Raw genomic sequence first — 15184 nt, forward strand, 5'->3', positions numbered from 1 at the left:
CGAAAGGAAAAGCCGACATGGAAATTCGCCGCCAAGATATCCATAACTCCGACATTCCTCTCGTTTGCCGCGCCTGCGAGGCACGCCATGGCGGCGTGTGCGGCGCGCTGACCTCCGAGCAGCTTTCCGAACTCAACAAGCACTCCGTCCGCCACCGGCTGGAAAGCGGCGCCGAAGTCATCGGCCAGGGCGAGACGGTGGTGAACTATTCCAACATCATGCGCGGCGTCGTGAAGCTGACCAAGGTGATGGCGGACGGCCGCCAGCAGATCGTCGGCCTGCAGTTCGCCCCCGATTTCCTCGGCCGCCCCTTCCTGGAGGAAAGCGCCATCACCGCGGAGGCGGCAACCGAAAGCGAAGTGTGCAACTTCCCGCGCGCCGTTCTCGACCGGCTGGTCAAGAGGACGCCGGAACTGGAGCACAAGCTGCACCGGCAAGCCCTGAAGGAACTGGACGAGGCGCGCGACTGGATGCTGACGCTCGGCCGCAAGACAGCGCAGGAGAAGGTGGCGAGCTTCCTCTACCTGATCGCCACCCATATCGACCCGGAGAGCGTCGACAGGTCGGCCTTCGAGCTGCCGCTCTCGCGCGCCGACATCGCCGACTTCCTCGGACTGACGATCGAGACCGTCAGCCGGCAGTTCACCAAGCTGCGCAAGGAAAACGTCATCCGCATCGAGAACAACCGCCACGTCACCGTTCCCGACATGGAGCGGCTGATGCGCTATGCCGGCAACGACTGAGCGGACGTCTCAGCGCGTGATGACGATACGCGTGTTGGACAGCCCGTTGCGGTTGGCCAGCTGGAAGAAGGTCGCCGCATTGTCCGGGTGCAGGCGCACGCAGCCGTGCGAGGCCGGACGGCCAAGGCGCTTCGTCTCATAGGTCGCATGCACGGCATATCCTCCCTTGAAGAAGATCGCATAGGGCATCGGGGCATTGTTGTACTTGCGCGAGCGATGGTTGCGCGAGGCCCATTTCGCCGACCAGGCGCCCGTCGGCGTGCCATAGCCCTTGCGGCCGGTCGAGACGGGCCAGCGATATTTCACCGCGCCGTTCTGAGTAACGACCATGGTCTGCGAAGAAAGGCTGATCCGGGCGGTCAGATTGGCCGACAGAGCGGTCTGGGTCTGGAACAACACAAGAAGGAACGCGACAGCGGTCGCAAAGAAGATACGCATGACTTCCCCTCTATTCGTTTGCGCATGGCTTTAGGGTCTGCACTCCATCAGGATAGGTGTTCTGCAAGCCGCATTTTGTGCCTGAGTAGGAGGAAAGGTGCAGGAAATGGCTGCATTTTCAAACCTTTCTGACGCCCGCAGGCACAAAATGCGGCTTGCCCGAAGGGTTATCATGGACGGGCCGCCTGATCGCAAACAATGCTCGACAAGGCCAAGGGGCCTTGCCTTGCGCTTGTTTGCTTCCATCCAATCCCGTCCATGACAACAGAACACCTATCCTGATGGAGTGCAGACCCTAATGCCAGTCTCGCACCGAGACAGAATATAGACGTTTCAGCCTTCCACAATATTGACGGAGCCACGAAAAGAAAACGAAGTTAAGATGTAAAATTCTATTGAATGCCGCGCGGCGCGCTCACAACAAAGCGGCAAGAAGCGCCGCCAGCAATACAGCGGCAGCAAGAGCAGCACAGGCGGCCGAGAAGATCCGCAAGGACAGATCGATATCCGCCACCGTCGCGACGGTGCGCCCGCTGGCGTTCATCATCGGCTCGTCGACGCGCGTGCCGCCATAGATGCGCGGGCCGGCAAGGCCGATGCCGAGCGCGCCGGCCATGGCCGCTTCCGGCCAGCCGGAATTGGGCGAGCGGTGGAGGCCCGCATCGCGCAGCGCCGTGCCGATCGCATGGCGCGCCGCCGCCCTGCCCTTCACCACCCACGCCCCGGCGGCCAGGAAGAGGATGGAGAGGCGTGCGGCGGGCCAGTTGGCGAGATCGTCCAGCCGGGCCGAGGCCCAGCCGAAATCGAGATATTTCGCGTTTTTGTGGCCGATCATCGAATCGGCCGTGTTCAGCATCTTGTAGGCGAACAGGCCCGGCAGGCCGAAAAGCGCATACCAGAGCGCCGGCGCCACCACGCCGTCGGAAAAATTCTCCGCCAGGCTCTCGATGCCGGCGCGGCAGATGGCCGGCTCGTCGAGCGTTGCCGGATCGCGGCCGACGATCATCGACACGGCCTGCCGCCCGCCCGCAAGGCCGCCGCGCTTCAGGCCGCTGGAGACGGCACGCACATGATCGTAAAGGCTCTTCTGCGCCAGGAAAATCGCGACGACGGCGATCTCGACGAGGGCGCCGACGATGCCGAGCGGCGCGAGCAGCCGGTGCACGAAGAAGCCGAGGAAGGCGCTGGCGGCGAGCAGCACGGCAATGCCGGCGGCGCCGTTGAAGCGCTTCGTATCGGCCGAGAGGCGCTTGCCGTTGAAGAGCTTGTCCATCAGCCCGATCGCCCGGCCGAACAGCACGACCGGATGCGGCACGCGCCGCCAGAGCCTGTCCGGGTCGCCGACAAGGCGGTCGAGCAGCAGGGCCAGGAAAAGGAGGAGAAGCGTTTCGCTCATCGCCCGGCCATCACCTCCGCCAGCGCCGCCGCCAGCCGGGCATCCGAGGTCGTATCCGGCGCAAGGCCGAAGCGCAGCCAGCGCGCATTGTAGTCGAAGGGACGAACGAGGATGTGGCGGCGGCAGAGCCTTTCGTGGATGGCGGGCGCATCCGCATGGTCGACCAGCGCGAAAAGGCCGGTGCCGCCGACGATATCGAGTCCGGCGCCGGCAAGGACGGATTCGAGCGCCGCCTTGCGCGCGTCGATCGACCGGCGGATGGCGGCGGTGTCTGATGTCATCAGGCCGGTGGCGATGGTCAGCGCCGGGCCGGACACCGCCCAGGGGCCGAGCCCGTCCTCGATCCGGTCGACGACCGTCGCCTCGCCGATCACGAAACCGAGGCGGAGACCAGCAAGACCGAAGAACTTGCCGAAGGAGCGGAAGACGAGAAGGCCCGGCATGTTGTCGCCGGCGAGCGGCGCGATGGCGGCTTCGGGGCGCATGTCGCCGAAGGCCTCGTCGACGACGAGAAGGCCGCCGCTGCCGGCAACGCGCCGGTGAAGGTCGAGCAGCGCCTCGCGCGAGAACAGCCGGCCGTCCGGATTGTTCGGATTGACGACGACCACCAGGTCATGGGCATCGCTCGCGGCATTAAGGCCTGCGATGCGATCCACCGCCACGCCGGCATTTTCCAGCACGCGGGCATATTCGCCATAGGTCGGCGAGACGACGGCGGCGCGCCGGCCGGCGGCGGCGAAACGCGGCAGGAGCTGGATAACGGATTGCGTGCCGGGCACGGGAAAGGGCAGCGCGCCCGATGTGCCATAATAGCCGGCGGCGGCGGAGCGGGCGGCATCCTGGCGGTGGCGGTCCGGCAGGCGGTGCCAGGCGGCGACATCCACTTCGGGCAGCGCCGCGGGATTGGGGTTGATGCCCGTGGAAAGGTCCAGCCAGTCCTCCGGCCGGCCGCCGAAGCGCCCGGCGGCGGCGGCGACACCGCCGCCGTGAACGATGCGCGGCGCGGTCATGCCGCCTCCGGCGCAAGATCGATGAGATGCATGTAGGAGCCGCTGACGGTTCCGCAGCGAAGCCCTGCCTCGCCGAGGTCCTCGCCGACCGCGTCCGTGACGGCGAAGAGGCGCTCCGCAGCGCCCTCGCTGGCGACGGTCGAATAGTGGAATTCATGGGCGGTCATTGGCGCCGAAAACCCCGCGCCGGCAAGCGGCGTCACGCGGCGGTAACCGAGATGGCGGCGGCGCGCGGCAAAGCTGGTGACGAGCGGCAGGAGGCCGAGCATGCCGTAGCGGGATCCATCCGCCGCAACCAGAGCCTCCCCCAGAGTCATATAGCCCCCGCATTCGCCATAGATGCGCGCCCCCCGGCGCGCTGCCTCCTGCATGCCTAGACGGAAGGCAGCGGCATTGGCAAGAGCGGCCCCGTGCAGTTCCGGGTAGCCGCCGGGCAGATAGACGGCATCCGCATCGGCCGCGGGCGCCTCGTCGGCCAGCGGCGAGAAGAAGGAGAGGTCCGCCCCCGCCATGCGCCAGCCCATCAGAAGATGTTCGTAGGTGAAGGCGAAGGCGACGTCGCGGGCGATCGCGATGCGCTGGCCGAGCGGCGGCAGGCGCGGCACGGTGCCCTCCGCCCGCGCGCCTCCCCGTCGCGTGGCGATGGCGACAAGGCGGTCCAGATCGCAGCACCGCGTCACCACGCCGGCGGCATGGGCGATGAACGTCTCCAGCATGCCATGCTCGCCGGCCTGCACGAGGCCGAGATGGCGCTCCGGCAGGGCAAGCAGCGGATCGCTCCGCAGCACGCCGAAGATCGCGATGCCGCTCGCCTCCAGCGCTCCGCGCAGCATGGCCTCGTGCCGGGCACTGCCGACCTTGTTGAGGATGACGCCGGCGACGTGGACATCGCCGCGATGGTCCCGGTAGCCCTTCACCAGCGCGGCGACGGACTGGGACATGCGGCTGCAATCGACGACGAGCACGACGGGCAGGCCGAGCAATGCCGCAAGATCGGCCGGCGCGCCGGTGCCGTCGGCGGCGGCGTCGAAAAGGCCCATCATCGCCTCGACCAGCAGGAAATCCCCCGCGCCGGCCTGCCGCGCGGCATTGGCGCGGATGAGCTCCGGACGCATCGCCCAGGGATCGTAGTTGAGGCAGGCCTTGCGGCTGGCGGCGGCGTGGAAGGCGGGATCGATGTAGTCCGGCCCGGCCTTGCCGGAGACGAGGCTAAGACCGGCATCGGCGAAGGCGCGCGCCAGGCCCAGCGTCACCGTCGTCTTGCCGGAGCCGGACGCGGGCGCGGCGATGAGCAGTCCGCTCATGCCGGGTCCTTCAACTTGCGCGAGCCGAACGGATCGGGCGCCAGCGCGCGGCCCTCCGTCAGCGCGCCGAGCCAGTCGAGCGAGGCGCGCAGGCGCACGACCTCGCCGACGACGACGATGGCCGGCGGCTCGAGGCCCGCGGCCGTGACATCCGCCTCCGCGCGCGCCAGCGTCGTTTCCAGCACCTGCTGTTCGGCGGTCGCGGCATTGCAGACGAAGGCGACGGGCTCCTCCGGCGCACGGCCGCCGGCGATGAGGTTGGCGGCGATCTGGCCGATATGCTTCATCGCCATGTACATGACGATGACGGGCGAACCCTTGGCGATGCCCTCCCAGTTGATGCGGTCGGGCACGAGGCCGGAGGAATCATGGCCGGTGAGGAAGGTGACGGCGTGGTTGACCTCGCGATGCGTCACCGGGATGCCGGCATAGGCAAGCCCGCCGATGCCGGCCGTGATGCCCGGCACGATGCGGAAGGGAATGCCGTGCTCGATGAGGGTCAGCGCCTCCTCGCCGCCGCGGCCGAAGACGAAGGGATCGCCCCCCTTCAGCCGCAGCACGCGGTTGCCGGCGCGCGCCAGCTCGACGAGCCGCAGCGAGATGTCCCGCTGCTTGTGCGAGGGCTTGCCGCCGCGCTTGCCGGCGAATTCCAGCACCGCGTCCGGGCCGGCAAGCGACAGGCACTCGGCATTGACCAGCGCGTCATGCACGATGACATCCGCCTGCTGGAGCGCATGGGCGGCGTGCAGCGTCAGGAGGCCGGGATCGCCCGGGCCCGCGCCGACAAGCCAGACACTGCCCCTTTCCATGGGCGGGAGGGCGGCGAACAGGCTGTGCATCAGGCAGGCTCCCGGCTTGAATCGGAAAACGAAGGCGCGGAATCGATGCCGCAGGAAAACGCCGCAAGCGGCTGGAAAGACTCAGCGATCGCCGCCGTGGCATGGGCCGACTTCGTCTTTTCCACGATGAGTCTGCCGCCGCTGCCCGCCTGCGCCAGCGCCGCCGCCTCTGCGACGCCGTGGCAGCCGGTGATGGCGAAGACGCGGTCGGAAGGATTGGCAAGGCGGGGCGTCTCGGCTTCGAGCCGGACGGCCGGAAAGGTCACCAGCGGCACGGAGAAATGCCGGGCGACGGCATGCATGGCCGGCTCTTCCGCGCGTGCGTCCAGCGTCGCGACGAAGGCAACGCCCTCGGGGGCCGGGATGACGGAGAGGGCGAGATCGAGCAGTTCCGCCGGCGGCGTGCCGCGTTCGCAGCCGAGGCCGAGGACGAGCAGACGTCGTCCAGTGTCAGGGGATGGGGCCTTGGCGCGCATTGGGGTCTCTCGCAAAATTCCACGCGAAAGGGCCCGGCCTTGCCGTCCACCGACGGTTCCGGATGAAGCCCCTCTGGGTCGGCCGCACCGGACACCGCTCGGCCCGCCCTGCGGGCACCGTCGCTGGGTTTCTTAGTACCGGAGGGCGTGGGGCCGGTCAAACCGGATTGCGGCATCGCCCGCGCCGGATGCGCCATGCCTCAGGCCGAGACGAGATTGGCCAGCACGATCTCCCGCCAAAGGCGCGTCGGCGACACCCAGGCGTCCGGCGCATTGTAGTTGCCGGAAAAGATGACGCAGGCGATATCCGCCTCCGGCATCAGCCAGAGCCGCTGGCCGCCATTGCCGAAGCCGGCCATCCACGGCCGCTCCCCGCCGAAGGCCGGCACCGGCGCGGCGCCGAGAAACCAGAAATGGCCGTAGTCGAGCCCGTCTCCGGTCGAGATGGCCGGTGCCAGCGAGGCGTCGAGCCAGGCCTTCGAGACGACCTGCCGCCCGCCGGAACGCCCGCCCTCCAGCACGAGGCGGCCGATGCGCAGGAGGTCCGGCGCGGAAAGGCGAAGGCCGGAGGCCGGCGAGGCGACGCCATCCGCCCCACTCAGCCACTCGAACCGCGAAATGCCGAGCGGCTGAAACAGCGCCTCGCGGGCGAAATCCTCGATCCGCCGGCCGGTGCCCCGCTTGATGACCGCCCCGACCAGCGCCGTCGCCCCGCCGCAATAGACCCAGTGCGTGCCGGGCGCATGCAGCACCGCCTGCTCCAGGACGAAGCGATAGCGATCCGGTGCGTTCTCCATGGCGATCTCGCTGTTCAGCGGATCGGCATAGGAGCGGTCTTCGTCCCAGTCGAGCCCGAGCGTCATGGTCAGCGCATGGCCGATCGTCAGGCCGGCGCGCGCCGGATCGGCGGCAAGATCCGGATAGTCGGGAAACTGCGCCAGAAGCGGCGCCTGCGGCGGCGGAACGAGGCCCCGGTCGAGCGCGATGCCGTAGAGCAGGCCGACCACGCTCTTCGTCACCGACCGGAGGTCGTGCAGCGTCAAGGCGTCGAAGGCGACCGTGCCGAGCGGCATGCCCCAGCTTTCGTCGGGCGCCTCACGATAGTGCTCCAGCACCAGCTTGCCGTGCCGGCTGACCAGCACCGCATGCACATCGCGGATGAGGCCCGCTTCGATGCCGGCGAGCAGCTTGCGCGCCAGCGCGGGATCGAACCCCAGCTCCGCGGCCGCCGCCCGTTCCCATTCGCCATCCGTTTGCTGATCTGCGCGCATCGCGGCCTCCCCTCATGGCGCCGCCGGGACATCGGCGGCCAGCCTGTTTGACTAGTCCTGCCCGGCCGACGCAAGCACCTTCATGCGCGCAAGGCCGCCGGGCTTTGCTTTTGCCGCGCAGTCTGACAGAAGGGCTGGCAATCCTCTCCTCGCATTCCCCGAGTCCCGCCGTGGCCGATATCGCCCTTCATATCCTGCTCTTCCTGTTCCTCGCCGCCTTCCTTGCCGGTTTCATCGATTCCATCGCCGGCGGCGGCGGCATGATCACCATCCCCGCCATGCTGATCGCCGGCATCCCGCCGCTCGAAACGCTCGGCACGAACAAGCTTCAGGCCCTGTTCGGCTCCGGCTCGGCGACGCTGGCCTATGCGCGCGCCGGCCATGTCCGGCTTCGCGAGCAGATGCCGATGGCCGTGCTCTCGGCGCTGGGGTCGGCCTTCGGCGCCTTGCTCGCCACCGTGGTGCCGGGCGACCTGCTGAAGGCGATCCTGCCCTTCCTGCTCGTGGCCATCGCCGTGTTTTTCGGGCTGAAGCCGAATATCGGCGATGTCGACAAGCACCGCCGCATGGGCGTCTTCCTCTTCACCGCCACCATCGTGCCGCTGATCGGTTTCTATGACGGCGTGTTCGGCCCGGGCACCGGCTCGTTCTTCATGCTGGCCTTCGTGACGCTGGCAGGCTTCGGCGTGCTGAAGGCGACGGCGCACACCAAACTCCTCAACTTCGGCTCGAATGTCGGCGCCTTCGCCGTCTTCCTCGCCTATGGCGTCGTCCTGTGGAAGGTCGGCCTCGTCATGGGCATCGGCCAGTTCCTCGGCGCACAGGCGGGCTCGCGCGTCGCGATGAAGAACGGCGCCAGGATCATCAAGCCGCTCCTCGTCATCACCTCGATCGCGCTCGCCATCCGCCTGATGGCCGATCCGGGCCATCCGCTCCGCATCTGGCTGGGGTGGTGATTACGGATTTCAGCCCGCCTGTCATGACCTGAGGGCACGACGTCGAAAGGACCCCTCACCTGCCTGCCGGCATCCTCTCCCCGCAGGCGGGGCGAGGAGCGACGGGCGCGCCGTTTTCCTCCTTCTCCCCGCCTGCGGGGAGAAGGTCCCGGCAGGGGGATGAGGGGCGACGCTTCCCTCGCGATCAGTATTCCACGCCCTGCTGCGCCTTGATGCCGGAGCGGAACGGGTGCTTCAGCAGTTCCATTTCGGTCGCGAGGTCGGCGATCTCGATCAGCTCGTCCTTGGCGTTGCGACCCGTCAGGACGACATGCGTCATGTAGGGCTTTTCCGTCTTCAGGAACTCGATCACCTCATTGACGTCGATATAGTCGTAGCGCAGCGCGATGTTGATCTCGTCGAGCAGCACCATCGAATTGCGCTCGTCGCGGATCAGCTCCTTCGCCTTCTCCCACGCCTTCTCGGCCATCGCGACATCGCGCGCGCGGTCCTGCGTTTCCCAGGTGAAGCCCTCGCCCAGCGTGAAGAACTGGCAGAGATCGGAGAAATGCGCCTCGATGAGGTCACGCTCGCCCGTCACCATGGCCCCCTTGATGAACTGCACGACGGCGCAGGGCTTTCGGTGCGCGATATGGCGGAAGATCATGCCGAAGCCGGCGGTCGACTTGCCCTTGCCCTTGCCGGTATGGACGATGACGAGGCCCTTCTCGTCCGTCTTCGTCGCCATGATCTTTTCGCGCGCCTGCTTCTTCTTCGCCATCTTCTCCGAATGGCGCGCGAGCTCGGCTTCGTTCATGCCGGCGGTTTCGTCGTGGTTTTCGCTCATGTCAGCCTTCCCGTTTCGGCAGGTCGTCCTCGCAATGCAGCCAGGAAACCCGCTCGTTCCAAAACCCGTGCTGGGTGATATCAACCCCGCTCGCATCGACCAGCGAGGCGACGTAGAGATCGATGATGCCCGGCCGCTTGTCCGTTTCGTAGCTCATCGGCGAGCCGCAATTGCCACAAAAGCCGCGCCGCACACCCGGCGAGGACACGTAGTGGCGGAGCGTATCGCCTTGAAACGCAAGGTTCTCCGTCGCCACGCAGAAGAATGTCGTCACCGGCGAGGACGTGGCACGGCGGCAGCTTTCGCAATGGCAATGGCCGGTGCTGACGATGTCGCCGGAAAACGAAAATGTCAGGCAACGGCAAAGGCAGCGGCCGGCAAGCTGCATCACGAAGCCCTCCTCTTTCCGAGCATGTCCAGCTCGAAGCGCGCGGAGTTCGAGCGCGGCGTCCAGAGCTGCCGGTCGATCGCCTCGGCGAACCGCGCCGCCATTTCGGCAAGCGCCGCCGGGTTCTTCTCCATCAGGAAGTCGCGCACCCGCTCGTCGAGCACATAGGCCTGGTAGGCGGCCTCGAAATGGTGGTCCTTCACCGCGCCGGTCGTGGCGGCGAAGGCGAACATGAAATCGACCGTCGCGGCGATCTCGAAGGCGCCCTTGTAGCCATGGCGCATGACGCCGTCGATCCATTTGGGATTGACGACGCGGGCGCGCACGACGCGACCGATCTCGTCCTCCAGCGTGCGCACGACCGGCTTTTCCGGCCGCGACAGGTCGTTGTGATAGACGACCGGCTGCCTGCCGGAAAAGTGCTCCGCCGCCGCGGCCATGCCGCCCTCGAACTGATAGTATTCGTCGCTGTCGAGCAGGTCGTGCTCGCGGCTGTCCTGGTTCTGCACGACGGCCTCCAGGCTCTTCATGCGCGCCTCCAGCCGCTCGCGCATCGGCACGCCGTCGCTCGTCCCGTCATAGGCATGCGCGCCCCAGGCGAGCCAGGCCTCGGCAAGGTCGCCGCGCTCCGTCCACAGTCCCTCGTCCATCATCGTCTGCAGGCCGGCGCCGTAGCCGCCGGACTTCGCGCCGAAGATGCGGAAGCCGGCCTGCTTCAGCGCCTCGTCCTCGGACGCGCCCTTGGCTGCCAGCGCAGCCGCCTCCGCCCGCATGCGGGCGGCGATCGGGTTGTCGGCATCGTCCTCGTCCAGCGCGCCGACGGCGCGCACGGCCCGGTCGAACAGCGCGATCTGCTCCGGGAAGGCATCGCGGAAGAAGCCGGAAATGCGCAGCGTCACGTCGACGCGCGGATGGCGCAGCACGGCCGGCGGGATGATCTCGAAGCCCGTGACGCGGCGCGAGGCCATGTCCCAGGTCGGCTTCACGCCGATCAGCGCCATGGCCTGCGCGATGTCGTCGCCGCCGGTGCGCATGTTGGAGGTGCCCCAGGCGGTGATGCCGAAGGAGGTCGGCCATTCGCCGTGGTCCTGCGCATAGCGGGTGACGATGAGCTCGGCGGACTTGCGGCCGAGCTCCCAGGCGGCCGGGGTCGGTACCGCGCGGCTGTCGACGGAGTAGAAGTTGCGGCCCGTCGGCAGCACGTCCGGCCGCCCGCGCGTCGGCGCGCCGGAAGGGCCCGGCTCGATGAAGCGCCCGTCGAGGCCGCGCAGCAGCGCGGCGATCTCGGCCGGGCCGCAGGCGGCGATGGCGGGGCGGATGGTGGCCTCGATCACATCGAGCACGGCGCGGGTGGCGTGCCAGTTTTCCGGGCAGGCAAGCGTCCCGTCCACGAGCCTTGCGGCGAGCAGTTCGATGCGCTCGACCGTGTCGCCCTTGCTGCGCCAGGGGGTGTCGGTCTGCGTGGCGAGGATGGCGGGGCGCGGGCCGGTCCAGGGATCGGAGGGGATGCAGTCGAGCGGGTCGAAATGGAAGCCACCCCCCTCTGCCCTGCCGGGCATCTCCCCCTCAAGCGGGGAGATCGGCTGGGAGCCTGTTTCCGTTTTCCCCGCCGCGTCAAAGCCAACCGCCTCGGCGGCAGATGGAACAGGGTGCGTGCCCCCATCGATCTCCCCCCTTGAGGGGGAGATGGCCGGCAGGGCAGAGGGGGATGCGGCCTCCGCAAAAACATCCGCCGCGATCGCCCGCTGCAGGCTCGCCTCGCCGCCCTCGCCGAGGCCGCGGGGCACGCGGGCGAGCGCCAGCGTCAGGTCGGTCAGAAGCCGCCCCTCGGGCGAGACGCCGAAGACGTGCAGGCCGTCGCGGATCTGCATTTCCTTGAGGTCGCAGAGATAGGCGTCGAGCTTCTGCAACGCCGCCGCCTCGCCATCCGTCCGGGCGATGCCGGCGTCGCGGTCGAGGCCGATGTCGCGCACGAGGTCGAGGATCTGCTTCGTCAGCAGCTTGATGCGCCGCGGATCGCCGCCGGAGGCGTCGTAATATTCGTCGACCAGCGCCTCGAGGTCCTTCAGCGGGCCGTAGGTCTCCGCGCGGGTCAAAGGCGGCGTCAGGTGATCGATGATGACGGCGGCGGAGCGGCGCTTGGCCTGCGTGCCCTCGCCCGGATCGTTGACGATGAAGGGATAGAGATGCGGCACCGGGCCGAGCACGGCTTCCGGATAGCAGGCCTCCGACAGCGCCAGCGCCTTGCCCGGCAGCCATTCGAGATTGCCGTGCTTGCCCATGTGCACGATGGCATGCGCGCCGAAATGCCCGCGCAGGAAGGCATAGAAGGCGAGATAGCCGTGCGGCGGCACGAGGTCCGGCGAATGATAGGTGTCCTTCGGATCGATATTGTAGCCGCGCGCCGGCTGGATGCCGACCAGCGTCTCCCCGAAACGGGCAAGCGGCAGGGCGAAGACGTCGCCGATGACGAAGGGATCGTCTTCCGGCGCGCCCCAGCGGGCGGTCATCTCCGCCTGAATCCGTTTCGGAAGGGAGGCGAAGAAGGCCTTGTAATGGTTGAGGGAAAACGTTTCGCGGATTTCGCGCCCGTCGCCCGCCGCATTGGTCGGGCCGGCCATCAGGTGGGCGATCAGCGCGTCGCCGTCGGCCGGCAGGCCTTCGACCGCGTAGCCTTCCGCCGCCATGGCGCGCAGCACCTCCATCGTGCCGGCGGGCGTGTCGAGGCCGACGCCGTTGCCGAGGCGCCCGTCGCGGTTCGGATAGTTCGCCATGACGAGCGCGATGCGGCGTTCCGCCGGCGCCGCACGCCGCAGCCGCGCCCAGCCGGCGGCCAGCCGGGCGGAAAAGCGGATGCGGTCCTCGACCGGATCGAGGCTGACGATGTTGGTCTCGACGCGCTCGTCGTAGCGCGCGGCCGCCTTGAAGGAGACGGCGCGGGCGAGCACGCGGCCGTCCACCTCCGGCAGCGAGACGTTCATGCCGAGGTCACGCGCCGTCAGCCCCTGGCCGGAGGCCTCCCAGGCCTGGCGCGAGGAGCCGGAGAAGACGACCTGCAGGACCGGCGCACCGGTCTCGTCGAGCACGGTCGGCTTGCGGCCGGCGCCGGGGGCGGACACGGCGAAGCTGGTGGCGTTCAGCACCACTTCCGGCCGGGCCGTGGCGAAGGCGGCCCGCACCGTCTCGATGGAGACGGGCTCCTTGAGGCTGGAGACGAAGAGCGGCAGGGCGCGGACACCTTCGGCCGCCAATGCCTCGATCAGCATTTCGACGGGGCGCGTCTCGCCGCTCTGGACATAGGCGCGGTAGAAGCAGATGGCGGCGGTGGGGGAAGCGCGTTCCTCCGAGGCGGGAGGCGCAACACCCCCCTCTGGCCTGCCGGCCATCTCCCCCTCAAGGGGGGAGATTGGCAGGAGGCCAGGCCGTGCCCCCTCGACACCGTCCGGGGTTGCAGCGTCGCCAGATGGGAAGGAAACCGCGGCCCCATCGATCTCCCCCCCGGAGGGGGAGATGGCCGGCAGGCCGGAGGGGGGGAGCGCTGCCAGCGCCCGCCACGCCTCGATATCGACCACGCCCCGCCCCGGCCACCAGATGCCGGCCTTTTCCAGCGGCGTTGCCGGCTCCGGCTTGGTGCCGCCGAAGACCAGGGCGTCGGCATAGGCGAGGAAGCGGTCCGCATTGTCGGCGCCGCCCTCGTTGAGATAGGCCCAGAGGGTCTGGCGGTCAGTGTCGTCGATGCGGCTGAAGGGCGCGAGGCCCTCGTCCGGCCGGTCGTCGCCGGGTAGCGCCACGAGCCTGATGCCGTTGGCAACGGCGGTCGCCAGCAGCGCTTCCAGCACGTAGCGGAAATAGCTGGCGCCGCCGAGGGCGCGGATGACGATGAGTTTGGCGTGGCGGGCGGTGCGCTCGATATAGGTATCCACCGACATCGGATGGGAGAGCGTGGCGAGGCTGGCGAGCCGCAGCCGCGTTTGCGTGTCGCGCGCGCGATGGGCGGCGGCGATGGCGGCAAGCTCCGTGTCGGCGGCGGAAAGGAAGAGGATGTCGCCCGGCGTCTGGCCAAGGTCGATCGCCTCGCGGCCGTCGGCAATGGTTCCCTTCTGCGCTAGGAGGAGGTGCATGCAGCGCCTCCGCTTTGCCGGCAGGGCAATCGCATATGGATGGAAAACGTTGCCCCCCCCCCTTCTCCCCGGTGGGGAGAAGGGGAGAGCGGCAACGTCGAACGCCATATGCGATTGCCCTGCCCTTGCCGGCGTGCCGGGAGGGCGGATCCTCGGGTCGAGCCCGAGGATGACGACAGGAGGAAGGGGCAGTGGACAACAGCCGCGGTTGTCCCTGCCGCGCCGATCGATAGGCTCTGCGGCCTCTCCTCCCCTCCGTCATCCTCGGGCTCGACCCGAGGATCCACCGGCACGGCACGCCCACAAAGGCCAAACCGTACCTGAAACGCCGAAGGGAGGGACTGCCGCACGCTCATGCCGAAACTCACACCGCCGCGGCGATGGCCGCGCGCACGGCGGCTTCGTCCATGTCGTGCAGGCCGATGACGACGAGGCGGGTGCCGCGGGCCTCGCCCGGGGCCCAGGCGCGCTCGAAATAGTGGTCGACGCGGCTGCCGACGGCCTGGACGAGCAGGCGCAGCGGCTTGCCGGGCACGTCGGCGAAGCCCTTGAGGCGCAGCACGTCGTGTTCGGCGATCACGCCCTTGAGGCGCTCGATGAAGGCGGCCGGCTCGGCGATGGCGGGCAGCTCGACGACGAAGCTGTCGAATTCGTCGTGGTCGTGCTCCTCGCCGTTCTCGTGCTCCAGCTCGTGGTGCGACTTGCGGTTGGCGATGTCGTCCTCCGTGCCGACGCCGAGGCCGAGCAGCACGGCGGCGGCGACCTCGCCGTTCTTCGCCTCGATCATCGAGGGCTTGCGGGCGGTGCGGGAGGCGACCTCGTCACGCACCGACTTCAGGCCTTCGGCATCGATCAGGTCGGTCTTGTTGAGCACGATGAGGTCGGCGGCGGTGAGCTGGTCCTCGAAAAGCTCTTCCAGCGGGCTCTCGTGATCGAGGTTCTCGTCTTCGACACGCAGCGCATCCACCTTGTCGTGGTCGTCGGCAAAACGGCCGGCGGCGACGGCGGCGCTGTCGACCACGGTGATGACGCCGTCGACCGTCACCTGCGTCTTGATCTCGGGCCAGTTGAAGGCCGCGACGAGCGGCTGCGGCAGGGCAAGGCCCGAGGTCTCGATGACGATGTGGTCCGGACGGTTCTCCCGCTCCAGGAGCTTCGTCATGGTGGGGATGAAATCGTCGGCGACGGTGCAGCAGATGCAGCCGTTGGTGAGCTCGATGATGTCGTCCTCACTGCAGGCCTCCGCGCCGCAGCCCTTCAGCACGTCGCCGTCCACGCCGAGATCGCCGAACTCGTTGATGATGAGCGCGATGCGTTTTCCGCCCGCATTCTGCAGGAGGTTGCGGATCATCGTCGTCTTGCCCGCGCCGAGGAAGCCGGTGATGACGGTGGCGGGGATCTTCTGTTGCAGCATGG

The 15184-nt window shown here is 68.3% G+C and carries 13 protein-coding genes; 2 read left to right on the forward strand and 11 right to left on the reverse strand.

The annotated features are described in order from the left end of the window. Window positions 1-17: 17 nt before the first annotated feature. Window positions 18-743 carry a Crp/Fnr family transcriptional regulator gene (locus AABF56_RS09285; RefSeq protein WP_244769534.1) on the forward strand — a complete coding sequence of 242 codons (726 nt, stop codon included), beginning with the start codon at window positions 18-20 and terminating at the stop codon, window positions 741-743. 9 nt (window positions 744-752) lie between these two features. Here the strand turns inward: AABF56_RS09285 and AABF56_RS09290 are convergent, their stop codons facing one another. From AABF56_RS09290 to AABF56_RS09320, 7 genes are all read right to left on the reverse strand, one after another. Further along, entirely contained in the window at window positions 753-1181 is a 429-nt protein-coding gene (locus tag AABF56_RS09290; protein ID WP_244769533.1) for a L,D-transpeptidase, read from the reverse strand. Window positions 1182-1596: 415 nt separating this feature from the next. Then, window positions 1597-2577 (reverse strand): adenosylcobinamide-phosphate synthase CbiB, encoded by a 981-nt coding sequence (gene cbiB / locus AABF56_RS09295; RefSeq protein WP_272805702.1) that lies wholly within the window; start codon window positions 2575-2577, stop codon window positions 1597-1599. Next, complete coding sequence (gene cobD, locus AABF56_RS09300; protein WP_272805703.1) at window positions 2574-3587, reverse strand: threonine-phosphate decarboxylase CobD; 1014 nt, start codon at window positions 3585-3587, stop codon at window positions 2574-2576. The genes cbiB and cobD overlap by 4 nt, the downstream gene beginning before the upstream one ends. Continuing rightward, window positions 3584-4891 carry a cobyrinate a,c-diamide synthase gene (locus AABF56_RS09305; RefSeq protein WP_272805704.1) on the reverse strand — a complete coding sequence of 436 codons (1308 nt, stop codon included), beginning with the start codon at window positions 4889-4891 and terminating at the stop codon, window positions 3584-3586. The genes cobD and AABF56_RS09305 overlap by 4 nt, the downstream gene beginning before the upstream one ends. Further along, window positions 4888-5730 carry a uroporphyrinogen-III C-methyltransferase gene (gene cobA / locus AABF56_RS09310; RefSeq protein ID WP_244769529.1) on the reverse strand — a complete coding sequence of 281 codons (843 nt, stop codon included), beginning with the start codon at window positions 5728-5730 and terminating at the stop codon, window positions 4888-4890. The genes AABF56_RS09305 and cobA overlap by 4 nt, the downstream gene beginning before the upstream one ends. Beyond that, window positions 5730-6206 carry a cobalamin biosynthesis protein gene (locus AABF56_RS09315; RefSeq protein ID WP_272805705.1) on the reverse strand — a complete coding sequence of 159 codons (477 nt, stop codon included), beginning with the start codon at window positions 6204-6206 and terminating at the stop codon, window positions 5730-5732. The genes cobA and AABF56_RS09315 overlap by 1 nt, the downstream gene beginning before the upstream one ends. A 200-nt stretch (window positions 6207-6406) precedes the next feature. Beyond that, window positions 6407-7477 (reverse strand): serine hydrolase domain-containing protein, encoded by a 1071-nt coding sequence (locus AABF56_RS09320; protein WP_272805706.1) that lies wholly within the window; start codon window positions 7475-7477, stop codon window positions 6407-6409. A 170-nt stretch (window positions 7478-7647) separates the two neighbouring features. On the opposite strand from AABF56_RS09320, the gene AABF56_RS09325 reads away from it, so the two are divergent. Beyond that, a complete protein-coding gene (locus AABF56_RS09325) occupies window positions 7648-8433 on the forward strand; it encodes a TSUP family transporter (RefSeq protein ID WP_272805707.1) in 786 nt (261 codons plus the stop codon). 184 nt (window positions 8434-8617) lie between these two features. Here the strand turns inward: AABF56_RS09325 and cobO are convergent, their stop codons facing one another. The 4 genes from cobO to cobW all read right to left on the reverse strand — a co-directional run bounded on the left by cobO (window position 8618) and on the right by cobW (window position 15182). Then, window positions 8618-9259 carry a cob(I)yrinic acid a,c-diamide adenosyltransferase gene (gene cobO, locus AABF56_RS09330; protein ID WP_272805708.1) on the reverse strand — a complete coding sequence of 214 codons (642 nt, stop codon included), beginning with the start codon at window positions 9257-9259 and terminating at the stop codon, window positions 8618-8620. Between the two features lies 1 nt (window position 9260). Continuing rightward, complete coding sequence (locus tag AABF56_RS09335) at window positions 9261-9647, reverse strand: GFA family protein (protein WP_272807479.1); 387 nt, start codon at window positions 9645-9647, stop codon at window positions 9261-9263. Continuing rightward, window positions 9647-13768: a cobaltochelatase subunit CobN gene (gene cobN / locus AABF56_RS09340; protein ID WP_272805709.1), complete on the reverse strand. Its 4122-nt coding sequence runs from the start codon at window positions 13766-13768 to the stop codon at window positions 9647-9649. The genes AABF56_RS09335 and cobN overlap by 1 nt, the downstream gene beginning before the upstream one ends. A 364-nt stretch (window positions 13769-14132) precedes the next feature. Beyond that, a complete protein-coding gene (gene cobW, locus AABF56_RS09345) occupies window positions 14133-15182 on the reverse strand; it encodes a cobalamin biosynthesis protein CobW (RefSeq protein WP_272805710.1) in 1050 nt (349 codons plus the stop codon). Window positions 15183-15184: the final 2 nt, after the last annotated feature.

Origin of the sequence: Shinella sp. WSC3-e, from assembly GCF_945994535.1 — a bacterium.
Classification (GTDB): domain Bacteria; phylum Pseudomonadota; class Alphaproteobacteria; order Rhizobiales; family Rhizobiaceae; genus Shinella; species Shinella yambaruensis.

Excerpts from the sequence above, each read along its gene's own strand:
- cobA (WP_244769529.1), bottom strand. The coding sequence starts at position 5,730 with ATGCACAGCCTGTTCGCCGCCCTCCCGCCCATGGAAAGGGGCAGTGTC.
- cobN (WP_272805709.1), bottom strand. The coding sequence starts at position 13,768 with ATGCACCTCCTCCTAGCGCAGAAGGGAACCATTGCCGACGGCCGCGAG.
- AABF56_RS09315 (WP_272805705.1), bottom strand. The coding sequence starts at position 6,206 with ATGCGCGCCAAGGCCCCATCCCCTGACACTGGACGACGTCTGCTCGTC.
- AABF56_RS09285 (WP_244769534.1), top strand. The coding sequence starts at position 18 with ATGGAAATTCGCCGCCAAGATATCCATAACTCCGACATTCCTCTCGTT.
- AABF56_RS09305 (WP_272805704.1), bottom strand. The coding sequence starts at position 4,891 with ATGAGCGGACTGCTCATCGCCGCGCCCGCGTCCGGCTCCGGCAAGACG.
- AABF56_RS09290 (WP_244769533.1), bottom strand. The coding sequence starts at position 1,181 with ATGCGTATCTTCTTTGCGACCGCTGTCGCGTTCCTTCTTGTGTTGTTC.
- AABF56_RS09335 (WP_272807479.1), bottom strand. The coding sequence starts at position 9,647 with ATGCAGCTTGCCGGCCGCTGCCTTTGCCGTTGCCTGACATTTTCGTTT.
- cbiB (WP_272805702.1), bottom strand. The coding sequence starts at position 2,577 with ATGAGCGAAACGCTTCTCCTCCTTTTCCTGGCCCTGCTGCTCGACCGC.
- AABF56_RS09320 (WP_272805706.1), bottom strand. The coding sequence starts at position 7,477 with ATGCGCGCAGATCAGCAAACGGATGGCGAATGGGAACGGGCGGCGGCC.
- cobO (WP_272805708.1), bottom strand. The coding sequence starts at position 9,259 with ATGAGCGAAAACCACGACGAAACCGCCGGCATGAACGAAGCCGAGCTC.
- cobW (WP_272805710.1), bottom strand. The coding sequence starts at position 15,182 with ATGCTGCAACAGAAGATCCCCGCCACCGTCATCACCGGCTTCCTCGGC.
- cobD (WP_272805703.1), bottom strand. The coding sequence starts at position 3,587 with ATGACCGCGCCGCGCATCGTTCACGGCGGCGGTGTCGCCGCCGCCGCC.